The sequence below is a fragment of the Mangrovibacter yixingensis genome, assembly GCF_020523985.1.
GTDB lineage: Bacteria > Pseudomonadota > Gammaproteobacteria > Enterobacterales > Enterobacteriaceae > Mangrovibacter > Mangrovibacter yixingensis.
In genome coordinates, this window is sequence record NZ_JAIVKM010000001.1 from 686007 (window position 1) to 702523 (window position 16517).

The 16517-nt window shown below is 52.3% G+C and carries 17 protein-coding genes and 1 riboswitch; of the genes, 11 read left to right on the forward strand and 6 right to left on the reverse strand.

Features of this window, described 5'->3' with window-relative positions:
* Nucleotides 1-55 precede the first annotated feature (55 nt).
* Nucleotides 56-1357, reverse strand: coding sequence for an adenosylmethionine--8-amino-7-oxononanoate transaminase (gene bioA, locus LC084_RS03295; protein ID WP_226569315.1), 1302 nt, complete (start codon nucleotides 1355-1357; stop codon nucleotides 56-58).
* A 127-nt stretch (nucleotides 1358-1484) separates the two neighbouring features.
* Here bioA and bioB point away from each other — a divergent pair, with 127 nt between their 5' ends.
* Genes bioB through bioD form a run of 4 tightly spaced genes read left to right on the forward strand, consistent with a single transcriptional unit; the run spans nucleotide 1485 to nucleotide 5103 of the window.
* The gene (gene bioB / locus LC084_RS03300; RefSeq protein ID WP_226569317.1) at nucleotides 1485-2522 is read left to right on the forward strand and encodes a biotin synthase BioB; all 1038 of its coding nucleotides are present in this window, start codon (nucleotides 1485-1487) and stop codon (nucleotides 2520-2522) included.
* Complete coding sequence (bioF, locus tag LC084_RS03305) at nucleotides 2522-3676, forward strand: 8-amino-7-oxononanoate synthase (RefSeq protein ID WP_226569319.1); 1155 nt, start codon at nucleotides 2522-2524, stop codon at nucleotides 3674-3676. Before bioB ends, bioF begins: the two co-directional genes overlap by 1 nt.
* On the forward strand, nucleotides 3657-4415 hold the full coding sequence (bioC, locus tag LC084_RS03310) for a malonyl-ACP O-methyltransferase BioC (protein WP_226569321.1): 759 nt from the start codon (nucleotides 3657-3659) through the stop codon (nucleotides 4413-4415). The genes bioF and bioC overlap by 20 nt, the downstream gene beginning before the upstream one ends.
* A gap of 7 nt (nucleotides 4416-4422) precedes the next feature.
* A complete protein-coding gene (gene bioD / locus LC084_RS03315) occupies nucleotides 4423-5103 on the forward strand; it encodes a dethiobiotin synthase (RefSeq protein ID WP_226571120.1) in 681 nt (226 codons plus the stop codon).
* Nucleotides 5104-5113: 10 nt separating this feature from the next.
* On the opposite strand, the gene LC084_RS03320 is transcribed toward bioD, so the two are convergent.
* Entirely contained in the window at nucleotides 5114-5824 is a 711-nt protein-coding gene (locus LC084_RS03320; RefSeq protein WP_226569324.1) for an ATP-binding cassette domain-containing protein, read from the reverse strand.
* 887 nt (nucleotides 5825-6711) lie between these two features.
* Between LC084_RS03320 and uvrB the strand changes: the two genes are divergently transcribed.
* Complete coding sequence (uvrB, locus tag LC084_RS03325; RefSeq protein ID WP_226569326.1) at nucleotides 6712-8730, forward strand: excinuclease ABC subunit UvrB; 2019 nt, start codon at nucleotides 6712-6714, stop codon at nucleotides 8728-8730.
* A gap of 3 nt (nucleotides 8731-8733) precedes the next feature.
* On the opposite strand, the gene yvcK is transcribed toward uvrB, so the two are convergent.
* Nucleotides 8734-9642, reverse strand: a complete 909-nt coding sequence (gene yvcK, locus LC084_RS03330) for a uridine diphosphate-N-acetylglucosamine-binding protein YvcK (protein WP_226569327.1) — start codon at nucleotides 9640-9642, stop codon at nucleotides 8734-8736.
* A 225-nt stretch (nucleotides 9643-9867) separates the two neighbouring features.
* A riboswitch (molybdenum cofactor riboswitch) is annotated at nucleotides 9868-10004 on the forward strand.
* Between yvcK and moaA the strand changes: the two genes are divergently transcribed.
* The 6 genes from moaA to LC084_RS03360 all read left to right on the forward strand — a co-directional run bounded on the left by moaA (nucleotide 9992) and on the right by LC084_RS03360 (nucleotide 13476).
* A complete protein-coding gene (gene moaA / locus LC084_RS03335; RefSeq protein ID WP_226569329.1) occupies nucleotides 9992-10981 on the forward strand; it encodes a GTP 3',8-cyclase MoaA in 990 nt (329 codons plus the stop codon). (Overlaps the previous riboswitch by 13 nt.)
* A 20-nt stretch (nucleotides 10982-11001) precedes the next feature.
* Nucleotides 11002-11514: a molybdenum cofactor biosynthesis protein B gene (moaB, locus tag LC084_RS03340; RefSeq protein WP_226569332.1), complete on the forward strand. Its 513-nt coding sequence runs from the start codon at nucleotides 11002-11004 to the stop codon at nucleotides 11512-11514.
* Nucleotides 11515-11516: 2 nt separating this feature from the next.
* Entirely contained in the window at nucleotides 11517-12002 is a 486-nt protein-coding gene (moaC, locus tag LC084_RS03345) for a cyclic pyranopterin monophosphate synthase MoaC (RefSeq protein ID WP_226569334.1), read from the forward strand.
* The gene (gene moaD / locus LC084_RS03350; protein ID WP_036109070.1) at nucleotides 11995-12240 is read left to right on the forward strand and encodes a molybdopterin synthase sulfur carrier subunit; all 246 of its coding nucleotides are present in this window, start codon (nucleotides 11995-11997) and stop codon (nucleotides 12238-12240) included. Before moaC ends, moaD begins: the two co-directional genes overlap by 8 nt.
* A gap of 1 nt (nucleotide 12241) precedes the next feature.
* Nucleotides 12242-12697 carry a molybdopterin synthase catalytic subunit MoaE gene (moaE, locus tag LC084_RS03355; protein WP_226569335.1) on the forward strand — a complete coding sequence of 152 codons (456 nt, stop codon included), beginning with the start codon at nucleotides 12242-12244 and terminating at the stop codon, nucleotides 12695-12697.
* 68 nt (nucleotides 12698-12765) lie between these two features.
* A complete protein-coding gene (locus LC084_RS03360; RefSeq protein ID WP_226569337.1) occupies nucleotides 12766-13476 on the forward strand; it encodes a Bax inhibitor-1/YccA family protein in 711 nt (236 codons plus the stop codon).
* A 4-nt stretch (nucleotides 13477-13480) separates the two neighbouring features.
* On the opposite strand, the gene LC084_RS03365 is transcribed toward LC084_RS03360, so the two are convergent.
* Genes LC084_RS03365 through LC084_RS03375 form a run of 3 tightly spaced genes read right to left on the reverse strand, consistent with a single transcriptional unit; the run spans nucleotide 13481 to nucleotide 16490 of the window.
* On the reverse strand, nucleotides 13481-14494 hold the full coding sequence (locus tag LC084_RS03365; RefSeq protein ID WP_226569339.1) for a lysylphosphatidylglycerol synthase domain-containing protein: 1014 nt from the start codon (nucleotides 14492-14494) through the stop codon (nucleotides 13481-13483).
* Between the two features lie 2 nt (nucleotides 14495-14496).
* Entirely contained in the window at nucleotides 14497-15741 is a 1245-nt protein-coding gene (gene clsB, locus LC084_RS03370; RefSeq protein WP_226569341.1) for a cardiolipin synthase ClsB, read from the reverse strand.
* Nucleotides 15738-16490: an endonuclease/exonuclease/phosphatase family protein gene (locus tag LC084_RS03375; protein WP_226569343.1), complete on the reverse strand. Its 753-nt coding sequence runs from the start codon at nucleotides 16488-16490 to the stop codon at nucleotides 15738-15740. Before LC084_RS03375 ends, clsB begins: the two co-directional genes overlap by 4 nt.
* Nucleotides 16491-16517: the final 27 nt, after the last annotated feature.

Genomic DNA, 16517 nt, shown 5'->3' on the forward strand with positions numbered 1-16517 from the left:
TCTCCCGTAGTTGGTCGTCTGCCAAGTGTAGAGCATCTGCCAGAAGCGGGAAAACTCAGCCGCCATTAATGTTAAATAGTGCTGGCTGCTCAATGGCCTGGGCGGTGGCATGGGTAAGCCTGGCAAGTTCCTGTTCACTAATAACAAAGGGTGGCATCAGGTAGATTAACCGCCCGAATGGCCTTATCCAGACGCCTTCATCCACAAAGAAACGTTGTAATGCAGCCATGTTTACCGGGTGTACTGTTTCGACAACACCAATTGCCCCCAGCACTCTCACCTCTTTTACCAGTGCAGATTGTGCCAGTGGCTGTAACTGTATCCGTAACTGGTGTTCAATCTGCGCAACCTGTGTTTGCCACTCGCCACTTTCCAAAATACTCAGGCTGGCGCAGGCCGCGGCGCAGGCCAGTGGGTTCCCCATAAAGGTTGGGCCGTGCATAAAGCAGCCCGCTTCCCCATTACTGATAGTCTCGGCAATTTCCCGGCTGGCCAGCGTGGCTGACAGGGTCATCGTACCGCCAGTCAGCGCTTTCCCCAGGCACAGAATATCGGGGCTTATCTGTGCATGTTCACAGGCGAACAGTTTACCTGTGCGGCCAAAGCCGGTAGCAATTTCATCGGCAATCAGCAAAATACCTTCGCGGTCGCACATTTGCCGCACACGTTTAAGCCAGTTCGGGTGGTAGAACCGCATCCCACCAGCACCCTGAACCACTGGCTCAAGGATGATGGCGGCAATTTCGTTACGGTGTGCTGCCAGCAGCCGGGCAAAAGCAATAACGTCTGCCTCATTCCATTCTTCGTCAAACCTTGTTTGCGGGGCGGGAGCAAAAAGATTCTCTGGCAGGTAGCCTTTCCACAGGCTGTGCATGGAGTTGTCCGGGTCACAGACCGACATAGCGGCAAATGTATCACCGTGGTAACCGTGGCGGAAAGTCATAAACCGGCGGCGTTGCTGGCCTTTCGCCTGCCAGTATTGCAATGCCATTTTCATGGCAACTTCAACGGCCACCGAGCCCGAATCAGCCAGAAAAACACACTCCAGCCCATCCGGGGTCATCTCAACTAACTTGCGGCACAGTTCTATGGCAGGAGCATGAGTTATCCCGCCAAACATTACATGGGGCATGGCATCAATTTGCTGCTTCATCGCCTGCGTAATTTGTGGGTGGTTATAGCCATGAATTGCCGCCCACCATGAAGACATCCCGTCAACCAATTGCCTGCCGTCCGCAAGCGTTAAGGTACAACCTTGTGTACTGGCTACGGGGTAAACCGGCAACGGATGCGTCATCGACGTGTAAGGGTGCCAAATATGGCGCTGGTCGAAATCCAGACCATGTTGATCGATCATGTTCTTGTAAACCATTTTAAAAAGATTTAGTTTACGACACTAAATCATGTAAACCAAAAATAACAGATTTTAGTTTACAACTATAAGCTCAAGCTTACCGCTCGTTTCACTTATTCTGGAGATGCCAGTGGCACATACTCAACGTTGGACAATGTCGCAAGTTACCGCTCTGTTTGAAAAACCGCTTCTTGAACTTCTGTTCGAGGCGCAACAGGTACATCGCCAGCATTTTGATCCCCAGCAAGTCCAGGTGAGTACATTGCTGTCGATTAAAACCGGGGCCTGCCCGGAAGACTGTAAGTACTGCCCACAGAGCGCACGTTATAAAACCGGCCTTGAATCAGAGCGTTTGATGGAAGTGGAGCAGGTGCTGGCTTCTGCCGAAAAAGCAAAAGCAGCAGGCTCTGGCCGCTTCTGTATGGGGGCTGCATGGAAAAACCCTCAGGACCGTGACATGCCCTACCTGGAACAAATGGTGAAAGGGGTTAAAGCGCTGGGCCTTGAAGCCTGTATGACACTCGGCACACTGAGTGGCAGCCAGGCACAACGGCTGGCGGATGCCGGGCTGGATTACTACAACCATAACCTGGACACCTCGCCGGAATTTTACGGCAACATTATTACCACCCGTACTTACCAGGAGCGCCTTGATACTCTGGGCAAAGTACGCGATGCCGGTATTAAAGTGTGTTCAGGGGGAATAGTGGGGCTGGGGGAAAGCGTAAACGACCGTGCCAGCCTGTTGCTGCAACTGGCAAACCTGCCCACACCACCGGAAAGTGTACCGGTTAATATGCTGGTGAAAGTGAAAGGCACACCGCTGGCCGACAACGACGATGTTGACCCTTTTGATTTTATCCGCACCATTGCGGTCGCCCGCATCATGATGCCTTCGTCCTGGGTCCGCTTATCCGCCGGGCGTGAACAAATGAATGAACAAACCCAGGCCATGTGTTTTATGGCAGGAGCGAATTCTGTGTTCTATGGCTGCAAACTGCTCACTACGCCTAACCCGGAAGAAGACAAAGACCTGCAACTGTTCCGCAAACTGGGGATCAACCCGCAAACCACGCACGTCAGCCATGGTGATAACGCCCAGGAAAGTGAATTAACGGAGCAGTTATTACATGCAGACACCGAACAATTTTACAACGCCGCACTCTGATGAGCTGGCCGCAACGTATTGATAACGCGCTGTCAGCACGGCGCGAACAAGGCCTGTGGCGCACAAGGCAAGTGCGCCACCCAGGCACTGAACGCATGTTCTCCAATGGGCAGCAGCAGTGGCTTAACTTTGCCAGTAACGATTATTTAGGGATGAGCCAGCACCCTGCGGTTATCCGCGCCTGGCAAGCCGGTGCTGCACGCTATGGGGTGGGAAGTGGTGGCTCCGGCCATGTCACTGGCTATACCCGCGCCCATGCTGAGCTTGAAACGTCTCTGGCCGACTGGCTGGGCTACCCGCGCGCTTTACTGTTTATTTCTGGTTTCGCAGCCAACCATGCCGTGATAAGCGCGCTAATGCAGCAAGGCGACAGGCTACTGGCCGATAAGCTCAGCCATGCCTCGTTACTGGAAGCCGCCATGCAATCACCCGCCGTGTTGCGCCGTTTTGCACATAACGATGCCGGTTCACTGAGCCGCTTACTTGCTGGTGGGCACACCGGTGAGCAACTGGTGGTCACGGAAGGGGTGTTCAGTATGGATGGCGACCAGGCCCCGCTCCCCGAACTTGCACAACTTACACAGCAGTCCGGTACCTGGCTGATGGTAGATGATGCCCACGGTATTGGTGTGTTGGGGGAAGGTGGCCGGGGAAGTTGCTGGCAGGCTGGTATTCAGCCAGACATCCTGGTGGTGACTTTTGGTAAGGCGTTTGGTGCCAGCGGTGCTGCTGTGTTGTGCAGTGAAGCTGTTGCGGATTATCTGGTTCAGTTTGCCCGCCATCTGATTTACAGCACATCGCTTCCCCCTGCTCAGGCTGAAGCACTCAGTGCCGCGTTGGCCGTCATCCGTCACGCAGATGAATCACGGGAAACCCTTCAGCGCCACATTGGGCATTTTCGGGCCGGGGCGGCAGGGCTGCCCTGGGCGCTGTGCGAGTCATCTACGGCGATTCAGCCACTCATCATTGGTGATAATGCCCACGCGTTACACCTTGCACAGTGCCTGCGAGAGCAGGGCATTTGGGTGACGGCGATACGCCCGCCTACAGTACCGCCGGGCACGGCCCGTTTGCGTTTTACGTTGACGGCGGCTCACAAGCCAGAGGATATAGACCGCTTGCTGGAGGTGCTTTATGCCCTTGCCCGTGAATAAAACAGCGGTAGCGGCAGCTTTTGGGCGTGCTGCTTCTGGTTACGACAAACATGCTCATTTTCAGCGTGAAAGCGGCCAGCAGCTTATTGCCATGCTGGGTGATGTATCACCTGCTCAGGTACTGGATGCCGGGTGTGGTACCGGCTGGTTCAGCCGTTACTGGAGCCAGCGTGGTGCAGCTGTTACCGGGCTGGATCTCTCGGTTGCCATGTTGGAGCAGGCAAGCCTGCAGAGCCCGGCAATAGAGTTCCTGTGTGGCGATATAGAAGCGTTGCCACTTTCGGATGCCTGTGTTGACCTCGCCTGGAGCAACCTTGCAATTCAGTGGTGCGCAGATTTACGCCAGGCGTTGAGTGAACTCTGCCGGGTAACCCGGGCCGGAGGGCATGTTGCATTCACAACACTGGCGGCGGGTTCTTTGTGTGAATTGCATCAGGCCTGGCAGGCGGTTGACCAGCGCAGCCATGGCAACCATTTTCTCCCCCAGCAAGCTATTGACGATGCCTGCCGGGGCTGGCAGTGCCAAATAAACACGGTCACTGTGCGTGAACGTTGGGTTGATGTGTTAAGCGCGATGCGTTCCCTGAAAGGAATTGGCGCCACGCATCTACACGCGGGGCGAGCGTCCACCACCTTAACCCGGCAACAACTTCAGGCGCTGTCACTGGCCTGGCCACAGGAAGCGGGTGAATACCTGTTAAGTTACCAATTAATTGTAGGAGTGATTACACGTGAGTAGATTACACGTGAGTAAACGTTGGTTTGTTACCGGTACGGATACGGAAGTCGGGAAAACCGTTGCCAGTTGTGCACTATTACAGGCGGCAGCACAGCACGGGTTTAGTACTGCAGGCTACAAGCCTGTGGCATCAGGCAGCGAAACCACGCCGGAAGGAATACGTAACAGCGATGCGCTGGCACTGCAGCGCAACAGTACCGTACCGTTGGCCTATCATCAGGTAAACCCGTTGGTCTTCCTGGAAGCGACTTCGCCACACCTGGTCAGCCGGGATACCGGGCAACCCATTACTTTTACCGCAATATCTGCCGGGTTAGCTGCGCTGGAGCCCCTTGCCAACTGGGTACAAGTTGAAGGTGCTGGTGGCTGGTTTACACCACTGAGTGAAGAAACAACGTTTGCAGGTTGGGTGGAAGAAGAGCAATTACCCGTGATTCTGGTTGTGGGGGTTAAGCTTGGGTGTATTAATCACGCCATGCTGACTTTACAGGCTATACGCCAGTCCGGGTTACCCGTCGCAGGCTGGATTGCTAATACAGTATTACCACCAGGGGCGCGTCATCTGGATTATCTGTCAACATTACGCCAGCGGCTCAATGTACCTTTTCTGGGGGAAATTCCTTTTTTGGAACATGCTGAAACACATACCAATCTTGGGCAGTATCTTGATATCACTGCCCTGATTTAGTCTTGTGGCATCACGGTGCTATCCAGTCTGAAACCATATTGTCATCCAGCATGGTCAGGTCGCCCTGAGCAATGCTCCGCCCGCGATGTAGCAGGCAAAATTTATCCGCCACCCAACGAATAAATGACAGCCGTTGTTCAACCAACAGTATCGTCAGGCCAAACTCCTGGTTCATGCGGCGTAACGTCTGGCCCAGGTCCTGAATAAAGCTGGTTCCCCGCCCATTTGTTGGTTCATCCAGAATCAGCAGCTTAGGGTCGTTAACCAGTGCTCGCGCCAGTGCCAGTTGCTGTTGTGTATCTCCTGCAAGGTCACCACCGCGCACCTGGCGTAAGGTATAAAGTTCAGGAAATAACTCATAAACCAGCGGTGAAATCCGTTTGTGCTGCTCACCGGCGGCCATCATGGCGATATGCAGGTTTTCTTCCACACTCAGTTGCGAAAAAATCCGCTTATCCTGGGGAACATAGCCTATCCCCAGCGCAGTACGCCCCTCTGGTGGCCGGGTTAACAAATCTTCCGGCGGGCAGCCTTGCGCCTGCCAGAGCATACTGCCACTTTGTACCGGAATATGGCCGGTAATACAGTTCACCAATGTCGTTTTCCCCACGCCTGGTGCACCAAGCAGGCAAATGCATTGCCCTGTGGGCAAGTCCAGATCAACATTCCATAATGTATGTTTTTCACCATAAAATTGGTTAACGGCACGCAAACTCAACATAATGTCCTCCTCCCGGACCGGCTCTACGTCAGGCTATTCCACTAAGGCGTAAATGCCCCCAGCGCTGGTAACCACTCATATCACCACTGCGTCCTGCATCGCTTTCTGCCAACAGGAAAGGGGTTGAGCTCCAGTCTGGTAGACTGTGCAATTCTCTTGCCAGAAAGCGTTATCACGACAGAAATTTCCACGAACCAGGATGATGCTTACAAAAAATACTGTTTTTGGCGGCTGCAACTACGACTTTGGTAGCACAGTGCACTTTGGCAGTGCTTCCCTGAGGATAATTTTGGTGCAGCGTATTGACACAAAAGAAATCCCTGTGTGGTGCAGTGCAAATAATGTTGTCAGGTCATCGACAAAAAAGATGGCTGGCAGCGAAAAAATTTTGACGGAAATTTTTTTATGCGGTGTTTTTGCAAGAAAGCATCAATCAAAAGGACTATGCCCTTACAGGGCTGGAAGCAGTTATCCACTATTCCTGTGGATAACCTTGTGCATTAGAGTTAGAAAACTCATGGCAAGCGAGAGAATACGCGGCTTTCGACTGAATTGATGTTAAAGCCGCCTTTATTTAAAAATAAATATTTATCAAATAGTTATATAAAATCAATCCTTCAAGATTTTGCTGTGTGTTGTTTCATAAAACTTTCATGACGTCCCTTGACAAATGTTAAAAATGGAAAAAATCTGGGGATAACCGGGTCATGGCGAAAGTTGCTGGTATAAACGCCGGGTGTTTGTGCCAAAACGTGTCATTTTGTGCTGTCATTTTCTGGTTTCACTGTGGGTTACTGGTTATTTACCCAGTTATTAAGGTTGGCAAAAAATAGCACGGCAGTTAAAATTGCTTCTTCCTTCCGCCATGGTGCAACAGGTCACGTCTTATGAGTAAATTGTTTAAATTACACTCCAGCTTTACCCCATCCGGGGACCAGCCCGATGCCATTCGTCGTTTATCCGAAGGGTTGGAAGATGGGCTGGCGCACCAAACGCTGCTTGGCGTGACCGGGTCAGGGAAGACATTCACTATTGCGAACGTTATTGCAGACCTGCAACGCCCTACTATGGTGCTGGCACCTAACAAAACACTGGCGGCGCAACTCTATGGCGAAATGAAGGCGTTTTTCCCGGAAAATGCTGTTGAGTATTTTGTCTCCTACTACGATTACTACCAGCCTGAAGCTTATGTTCCCAGTTCTGACACCTTTATTGAAAAAGATGCGTCTGTGAATGAGCACATCGAACAGATGCGGCTTTCAGCCACCAAAGCATTACTGGAACGGCGAGATGTGGTCGTGGTGGCATCTGTTTCTGCCATTTATGGCCTGGGTGACCCGGATCTCTACCTGAAAATGATGCTGCACCTGACTGCCGGGATGATTATTGACCAGCGCGCTATTCTGCGCCGTCTGGCTGAATTGCAGTACACCCGCAATGATCAGGTGTTCCAGCGCGGTACTTTCCGGGTACGTGGCGAGGTTATTGATATCTTCCCGGCGGAATCTGATGACATCGCCTTGCGGGTTGAATTGTTTGATGAAGAAGTTGAGCGGTTGTCGCTATTTGACCCGCTGACCGGGCAGGTGGAGTCTGTTATTCCGCGTTTTACCATTTACCCGAAAACCCATTACGTTACACCCCGCGAACGTATTCTGCAGGCCATGGAAGAAATCAAAGTTGAGCTGGCTGACCGGCGCAAGGTGTTACTGGAAAACAATAAATTACTTGAAGAGCAGCGCATTACCCAGCGCACCCAGTTTGACCTCGAAATGATGAATGAGCTGGGGTATTGCTCAGGCATTGAAAACTACTCCCGCTTCCTTTCCGGGCGAGGCCCAGGCGAGCCACCACCAACCCTGTTTGACTACCTGCCAGCTGATGGCCTGCTGGTTATCGATGAATCTCACGTTACAGTGCCGCAAATTGGCGGGATGTACCGGGGTGACCGGGCACGTAAAGAAACGCTGGTTGAATATGGTTTCCGGTTGCCTTCGGCGCTGGATAACCGCCCCATGAAGTTCGAAGAGTTTGAAGCACTGGCACCGCAAACTATTTATGTTTCTGCCACACCAGGCAATTACGAATTGGATAAATCTGGCGGTGAAGTCATAGACCAGGTTGTGCGCCCTACAGGTTTGCTGGACCCACTGATAGAAGTGCGCCCGGTCGCTACACAAGTGGACGATTTGCTCTCAGAAATTCGCAAGCGTGCGGCCATTAATGAACGTGTACTGGTTACCACCCTGACGAAACGCATGGCGGAAGACCTCACAGAATACCTTGAAGAGCACGGTGCTCGTGTGCGCTACCTGCACTCAGATATCGACACTGTCGAGCGCATGGAAATTATCCGTGACTTGCGCCTGGGTGAATTTGATGTACTGGTTGGGATTAACCTGTTGCGTGAAGGCCTGGATATGCCGGAAGTGTCGCTGGTGGCGATTCTCGATGCAGACAAAGAAGGCTTCCTGCGTTCTGAGCGCTCGTTGATTCAGACCATTGGCCGTGCGGCTCGTAACCTTAATGGCATGGCAATTCTCTATGGCGACAAAATTACGCCGTCTATGGCAAAAGCCATTGGTGAAACCGAGCGCCGTCGTGAAAAACAGGAACTCTATAACAAAGAGCATGGCCTGGTGCCAAAAGGCCTGAACAAGAAAGTGGTGGATATCCTGGCGCTGGGCGAAGGGGTAATGAAAACCAAGGCGAAACGGGGTAAAACCCGTGGCGGAGACGCCGCCCGCGCTATTGCGCAGGATATGTCACCGAAGGCCATGGAGCAGAAAATCCATGAACTGGAAACACAGATGATGACTCACGCGCAGAATCTGGAGTTCGAAGAGGCGGCTAAAGTACGCGATCAGCTCCAGCAATTGCGCGCATTGTTTATTGCCGCCTCGTAAACGTTAGTTGCTCTTCTGTAGCGCCAGGTCAATCGCCTGGCGCAAACGCTGGCGGTCGTGGCGGTAGGGAACGTCACTGGCTGTCAGTGCTGTCTGAATTACCGTTTTCGCGTCATGGCTGGCGGGCAAGGGGTTATTCTCCCCAGTGATAACTGTGCTAATAACGGGTTTTCCTATTGCCTGTTCCATTATATCCAGCCGCTCATCCAACGACAGCAGCGCCGCAGCACTGTGTTCTTTACCCAGGTTATCAATAAACACGACTTTCGCCTGGGTGCGCCGTAACGCTTCTGTCAGCTCTCGCATTAATAAAATAGGCATCAGGCTGGTGTAGAAACTTCCTGGGCCAATAATCACCAGGTCGGCTTTTTCAAGGGCGAGAACGGCTTCTCGCGTGGCACAAACCTGCGGGGATAATTGCAATCCTTTTGGGGGAACCTTGAGTTGGTCAATATTCACTTCTCCCCAAACTTCGTGGCCTTCGTCATCTATTGCCACCAAATCCACCGGTTGTTCGGACATCGGGATTAGCAGAGCGTCCACATGCAGCCAGGTGCGGATCAAGTTAATCGCTTCCAGTGGACGGACACTCAGGTGGTCGAGCGCCTTAAGAATTAAATTCCCCAGGTTGTGCCCGGCTAATTCACCATTGCCACTAAACCGGTATTCAAATAATGCGGAGGCGACACTCGGGTCGGTAATTAACTGGTTCACGCAATTACGCATGTCACCCCACGCAATTCCCCCTTCTGAACGGCGAATGCGCCCGGTTGAACCGCCATTGTCTGTCGTGGTGACAATGCCTGTCAGGCGTTGGCCTAAAAAACTCAGGGCTGACATTACCCGGCCAAGCCCATGACCACCACCCAGAGTGACCACACAATCCAAATCGGCCAGAGCCCGACTGCGCATAGGATTTCCTTATAAAACAGATTTACCGCCTAAATTACCTGAATAGCGGTTAAAAGACGAACCTTTGGCAAGGGAAAATGACATCTGTCAAAGCAATGCTGGGAAACAGCCGCTATTTTGTCGCGAAAATGCAGAATTGTGTCGCTATATACTTGTTTATATAACGAAAGTCGCCTGGCACTTCATGTCAGAAAGCGCTACTATCCTGCTAACCCGGTTTCAGATATCTGAAACTGACACTCAAGCCTTGGTACCTGTGTCGCAAGATATGGTGCCCTGGCCGTGGCGCTACGTCGTCACCAGGGTGCAGAAAGAAATGCCTGCATCTCCCGTATTTGGAAAGGTGTACATGGTCTCTCAACTTACCGATGCATGGGCACGTAAGTTCTATTACTTGCGCCTGTCTGTGACTGATGTTTGCAACTTCCGTTGCACATATTGCCTGCCTGATGGCTACAAACCACACGGTGTGGCGAACAAAAGCTTTCTCAGCCTCGATGAAATTCGCCGGGTTACCCGCGCATTTGCTACTGCAGGCACTGAAAAAGTTCGCCTGACCGGAGGTGAGCCTTCTTTACGCCGCGATTTTACCGATATCATTGCCGCCGTTCGTGAAAATGCCTCCCTGCGCCAAATCGCCGTGACCACCAATGGTTACCGCATGGCGCGTGATGCACAGAAATGGCGTGATGCCGGGCTGACAGCAATTAACGTCAGTGTCGATAGCCTTGATGCCAGGCAGTTTTACGCCATCACCGGGCAGGATAAATTCCGCCAGGTGATGGAAGGTATTGATGCCGCATTTACTGCCGGTTTTGAGCGCGTGAAAGTCAATACCGTGCTAATGCGTGACGTAAATCACCACCAACTGGACACCTTTCTCGGCTGGATTAAAACCCGGCCAATTCAATTACGTTTTATTGAACTGATGGAAACTGGCGAGGGCAGTGATCTGTTTCGCCAGCATCATATTTCCGGCATGGTAATTCGCGACCAACTACTGGAACGAGGGTGGATTCACCAAATTCGCGAGCGCAGTGATGGGCCAGCCCAGGTATTCTGCCACCCTGATTACCAGGGCGAAATTGGCCTTATCATGCCCTATGAGAAAGATTTCTGTGCCAGTTGTAACCGTCTGAGAGTGTCATCCATTGGTAACCTGCATTTGTGCCTGTTTGGTGATGGCGGCATTCCGCTGCGCGATTTGCTGGCAGACGACCAGCAACAGGGAGAACTGCAGGCACGTATCAGCCAGGCACTGGCAGGCAAAAAACAAACCCATTTCCTGCATCAGGGAAACACGGGTATCACGCAGAACCTGTCGTATATCGGTGGGTAAGCGTTCGTAAGGAGAGAATCATGAGTCAGGTAAGCAGTACTTTTGTTCCGGCGCGTGTCGCTATCATGACCGTAACTTCACACCGCACCGAAGAAGAAGATTCTTCAGGCCATTACTTGCGCGATGTTGCCACTGAAGCTGGCCACCAGGTTGTTGCTAAAGCGATTATCAGTGAAAACCGCTATGCCATTCGCGCTCAGGTTTCACAGTGGATCGCCAGTGACGATATCCAGGTAGTGCTGATTAACGGCGGGACCGGGTTGACTGATGGCGATCAGGTTCCTGAAGCCCTGTTACCCCTGTTTGATCGTGAAATTGAAGGTTTTGGTGAAGTTTTCCGCATGCTGTCTTATGAAGAAATCGGCACTGCGACATTGCAGTCGCGCGCAGTGGCTGGCATGGCAAACCGCACGGTGATTTTCGCCATGCCGGGTTCAACCAAGGCCTGCCGCACAGCCTGGGAAAATATCATCCAGCAGCAGCTCGATGCACGCCAGCGCCCGTGTAACTTCCATCCTCATCTCAAGAAATAGTTATGTCGCAATTAACCCATATTAATGCGGCTGGAGAAGCACATATGGTGGATGTTTCCGCCAAAGCTGAAACAGCCCGCGAAGCCAGAGCGGAAGCTTTTGTCACTATGCATCCCGACACGCTGGCAATGATTGTCGAAGGGCGTCACCACAAAGGTGATGTCTTCGCCACGGCGCGTATCGCCGGTATTCAGGCCGCTAAACGCACCTGGGAATTGATTCCTCTGTGCCACTCATTATTACTCACCAAGGTAGAAGTTCACCTGGAAGCGCAACCTGAAGAGAACCGGGTGCGCATTGAATCAGTTTGCCGCCTGAGTGGTAAAACGGGTGTCGAAATGGAAGCGCTCACGGCGGCTTCGGTTGCCGCGCTGACGATTTACGACATGTGTAAAGCGGTTCAAAAAGATATGGTTATTGGCCCGGTGCGTTTGCTGGCGAAATCGGGTGGAAAATCAGGTGATTTCAGGGCGGTGCAGAATGATTGATGTACTTTTCTTTGCGCAAGTGCGCGAACTGGTTGGGTGTGACGCTTTACGTCTCGACGCCTCTTTTTCTTCAGTTGAAGCGCTGCGCCAGCACCTGGAAAACCAGGGGGGGCGTTGGGCTCTGGCACTGGAAAGCGGCAAATTATTAGCGGCTGTTAACCAGACGTTGGTTCCGCTCGACCATGCCATTCAGGCAGGCGATGAAGTGGCGTTCTTCCCCCCGGTGACCGGAGGCTGATATGTCAGAACAAACACGCATTGGTGTGGGGCGCAGCAATATTGATGTGGGTGCGGAATACCAGTGGTTGTCGGCTTGTGATGACGATGGCGCTGTAGTGACGTTCACCGGAAAAGTACGTAACCATAATCTGGGTGATAATGTTAGCGCACTGTGCCTGGAACATTACCCGGGCATGACAGAAAAAGCGCTGGCAGACATTGTTGCCACTGCCCGTGAACGCTGGCCGTTGCAGCGCGTAACTGTTCTTCACCGCATTGGCGAAATGTACCCTGGCGAAGAAATCGTTTTTGTCGGCGTGACCGGCGCGCACCGCAGCAGCGCTTTTGCTGCGGCGGAATTCATTATGGATTACCTGAAAACCCGCGCACCATTCTGGAAACGGGAATCCACAGAGCAGGGTGCCCGCTGGGTGGAAGCACGCGAAAGCGATAAAGTCGCAGCAGAGCGCTGGTAAGACTGCGCATCACCGTCGAATGTGGTAGTCTGAAAGTCTGTTTTCCCATCAAAATCAGAGGATATGTCATGGACCGCTTCCCACACGCCAATGGCTCAATCGTCCAGAACACCCGCACAGGTCTGCAAACCTATATGGCGCAGGTGTACGGCTGGATGACTTGTGGCCTGTTACTGACGGCGTTTGTTGCCTGGTATGCCGCAGCGACCCCGGCAGTACTGATGTTCGTTTTTTCCAGCCAGTTAATCTTCTTTGGTTTGATCATTGCTCAGCTGGCACTGGTATTTGTTCTGTCTGGTATGGTGCATAAACTGAGTGGCGCAATGGCAACCACGCTGTTTATGCTTTATTCCGCGCTTACAGGGCTAACGTTGTCGAGCATTTTTGTTGCTTACACCTACTCATCCATCGCCAGTACGTTCATTGTGACCGGCGGGATGTTTGGCGTAATGAGCCTGTATGGTTACACCACCAAGCGTGATTTGAGCAAGTTCGGTAGCATGCTGTTTATGGCGCTGATCGGCATTGTTCTGGCTTCTGTCGTCAACATTTGGCTGAAAAGCACCGCGTTAATGTGGGCTGTAACCTACATCGGTGTGGTCGTTTTTGTTGGCCTGACCGCCTGGGACACCCAGAAGCTGAAAAGTATTGGCAGCCAGATTGATACCCGTGACAGCACCAACCTGCGCCGCTACTCCATTATGGGTGCTCTCACTCTGTACCTTGATTTCATCAACCTGTTCCTGATGATGCTGCGCATTCTCGGCAACCGCCGTTAAGCGCTTATTGTAACCCGGTGGCGCGCGTTTTAACCGCGCCCACCTGGTTGCGCTTTACCTCGCCTTCCTTGCGTAATTTGCCCGCCTTGCCTTCCAGTACGGCATAACACACAGCAGCAATAATCAATGGGATAAAGTAATACAGCGCCCGCCAGACCAGTAACGCGGCAATAATACTGCCATGGCTTATTTGCGACGACGGTAGCAGCGCCAAAAACACCGCTTCCAATACCCCAATCCCTGCCGGGATATGAATAATCACCCCTGCAATACTGCTGAGTAACGTCACGGCAAGCACAGTCATAAAATCAACCTGCTGCTGCATAAGCAGCCAAATTGTCGCGCCCATAATCAGCCAGTTCAGCGCGGATAATAAGAACTGCATAATGGTGAAACGGGCCCCCGGCAGCCGTACCCGCCGCCCACGTACTCGCCACGTTCTTTTTGGGGAAAAAGAACATAGCAATAACCAGCCAAGGCTCAGAGCAAGCAGAACACCACCAATACAGCGCAGCGTCAGCGTATCGATATACCACCCGGAGGGCAGGTGCAACGTACCAAAGGTAAACAGTATTCCACCAACCAGAACATAGCCCAGCCAGTTCGTCATAATGCTAAAGGAAAAAATCCGGGCTATGGTGCCGCTGCCTAATCCTAACCGTGAATACAGCCGGTAGCGCATACCAATCCCGCCCACCCATGTACTCAGCGTCAGGTTAAAGGCATAGCAAATAAAAGAAACCAGCATCACTATTCGGGCATTAAGGCCATGGCCTGACCATGACTTGCTCAACAAATCATACAGACCATAAATAACGTAACTCACCACCACCAACCCGGCGGCACTGAGAAGCGCATTACGGTTATAAGTGAGTAACGCTTGCCAAACCTCCTGCCAGTCTACCTGGCGGGCATACAGTACAAGCAGTACCACAACGGCCAGTAAGAATACGCCAGACAGCCCTTGCTTGACCCGGCGGCGGTAGTGGGCAGGTAATGAACGGTGCAGTAACGACATGGCTATTGTCCTCCTGAGTCCGTGGTGACATGTTGGTCCTGTTGCTCAAGCTCGGGTTGAACTGGCGGTGGGACGCGGGTAATACGTGGCGTATGCGCGGGTAACCAGCCCACCATGGCCGGGAAATGCCGCACAAAGTGGAAGGCAAGAACACTACAGGTCAGCCCCCACCAGCGTGGGCCGGGCAGCAACACACGGTCGGCTTGTGTCTGCTCTGTGCTGTGGCTTATCAGTTTCATCAGGTTGTCGCGCAATGTCTGGTTGAATTCACGGTCGTGAATCACCAGGTTGGCTTCAAGATTCAGTGATAAACTCAGCGGGTCAAGGTTACTGGAACCCACGGTTGCCCAGTGGCTGTCCATCACCGCCACTTTGCCGTGCAGCGGGCGTTGCTGGTATTCATAAATATGGACACCGGCTTTAAGCAGGTAAGGGTAGAGCAGGCGGGCTGCAGTCTTTACCACCGGAATGTCTGGCTCACCTTGCAAAATCAATTTAACACTGACACCACGGCGTGCTGCGTTACGCATGGCGTGTAGCAGCCGGTACCCTGGGAAGAAATAAGCATTGGCGATAATCACCTCACGGCGTGCCCGTGCCAGCATACGCAAATAATAACGCTCAATATCATCGGGGTGGTGGTTGTTATCCCGCCAAATAAACAGTGCCTGTGCTTCCCCAGCCTGGTTTTGGTCTTGTGCTCTGTACCGCCGCCAGCGCCAGCGACGTGTTCGGGTACTTTCCGGCAGGTTATCAATAACAAATTGCTGAATATCGCTGACCACCGGGCCGCGAATGGCAACGGCATAATCCTGTTTAGCTTCCGGACCATAGTTGGTGAGATGCTCTGCGGAGTAATTAATACCGCCAACAAATGCCAGTTCGCCGTCAATCACCACTATTTTCCGATGCATGCGGCGGAACAGATTGGTTCGCATCCCAAGAAACAGTGGTGACGGGTCGTAATAACGTACAACCACGCCCGCCTGAGTCAGTGTGCTGATAAACGTCTCACTCAGGTCCGGGGAGCCATAGCCATCCATCAATACTTCTACCTGCACACCACGTTGTGCGGCTGCCAGTAAAACCTGGTGCAATGCCTGGCCCACGTCATCGTCAAACCAGATGAACGTTTCCAGTAGTACCTGCTTTTTCGCCTGATTTATGGCATCGAATACTGCCGGATAATAGGCATCGCCATTCTCCAGTAACGTAATTTGATTACCGCTGCGCCATGTTGTTTTCACAGACTAATCTCCACAGCTAACGGTGCGTGATCTGACAACCCACGCCATGGGCGCGAAGAGAAGGGCAAAGGTTGGCACTGTTGCACGTGGCGTACATAAATTCTGTCCAGGCGCAACAAAGGCTGCCATACCGGGAATGTGCGAGCGGGTTTTCCAAACTCACGGCTGAATACTTCCTCCATGCCATCACACCCGTGCAGGCGCGGGTGGAGCCGTTGTCGCCAGTCATTAAAATCGCCGGCTACAACCAGTGGCGCATTCTCGGGGAGTTGGCGAATAACTTCCCATAGCTTATTCAGTTGCGCCTGGCGATGGGCCTCTTTAAGCCCAAGATGAACACAAATAACATGCAGCGGCCCGGCTTGCCCTGGTAATGCGATTCGGCAATACAACAAGCCCCGTTGTTCATGCCCTTCAATGGATACATCAATGTTTTCGCTGTATTCAATAGGAAAACGGGATAAAACTGCATTCCCGTGGTGACCTTCCGGATAAACCGCATTGCGCCCATAGGCATAATCGCGCCACACTGTATCGGCTAAATATTCATAGTGGCTGGTCGTTGGCCAGCCCGGAATTGCCCTGGACAATGTTTGGTGTTCACCACTGACTTCCTGCAAGCAAACAACGTCCGCAAGTGTTGCACGCAAAGCATCACGCAGAGCTGGCAGAGAAAAACGGCGGTTAAAAGCAGTAAATCCTTTATGTGTGTTAATTGTTAGTATTTTGATAATTGTATGTGAAGGCATAACGCCAGTTTCCTCCTTGTTTTGTTT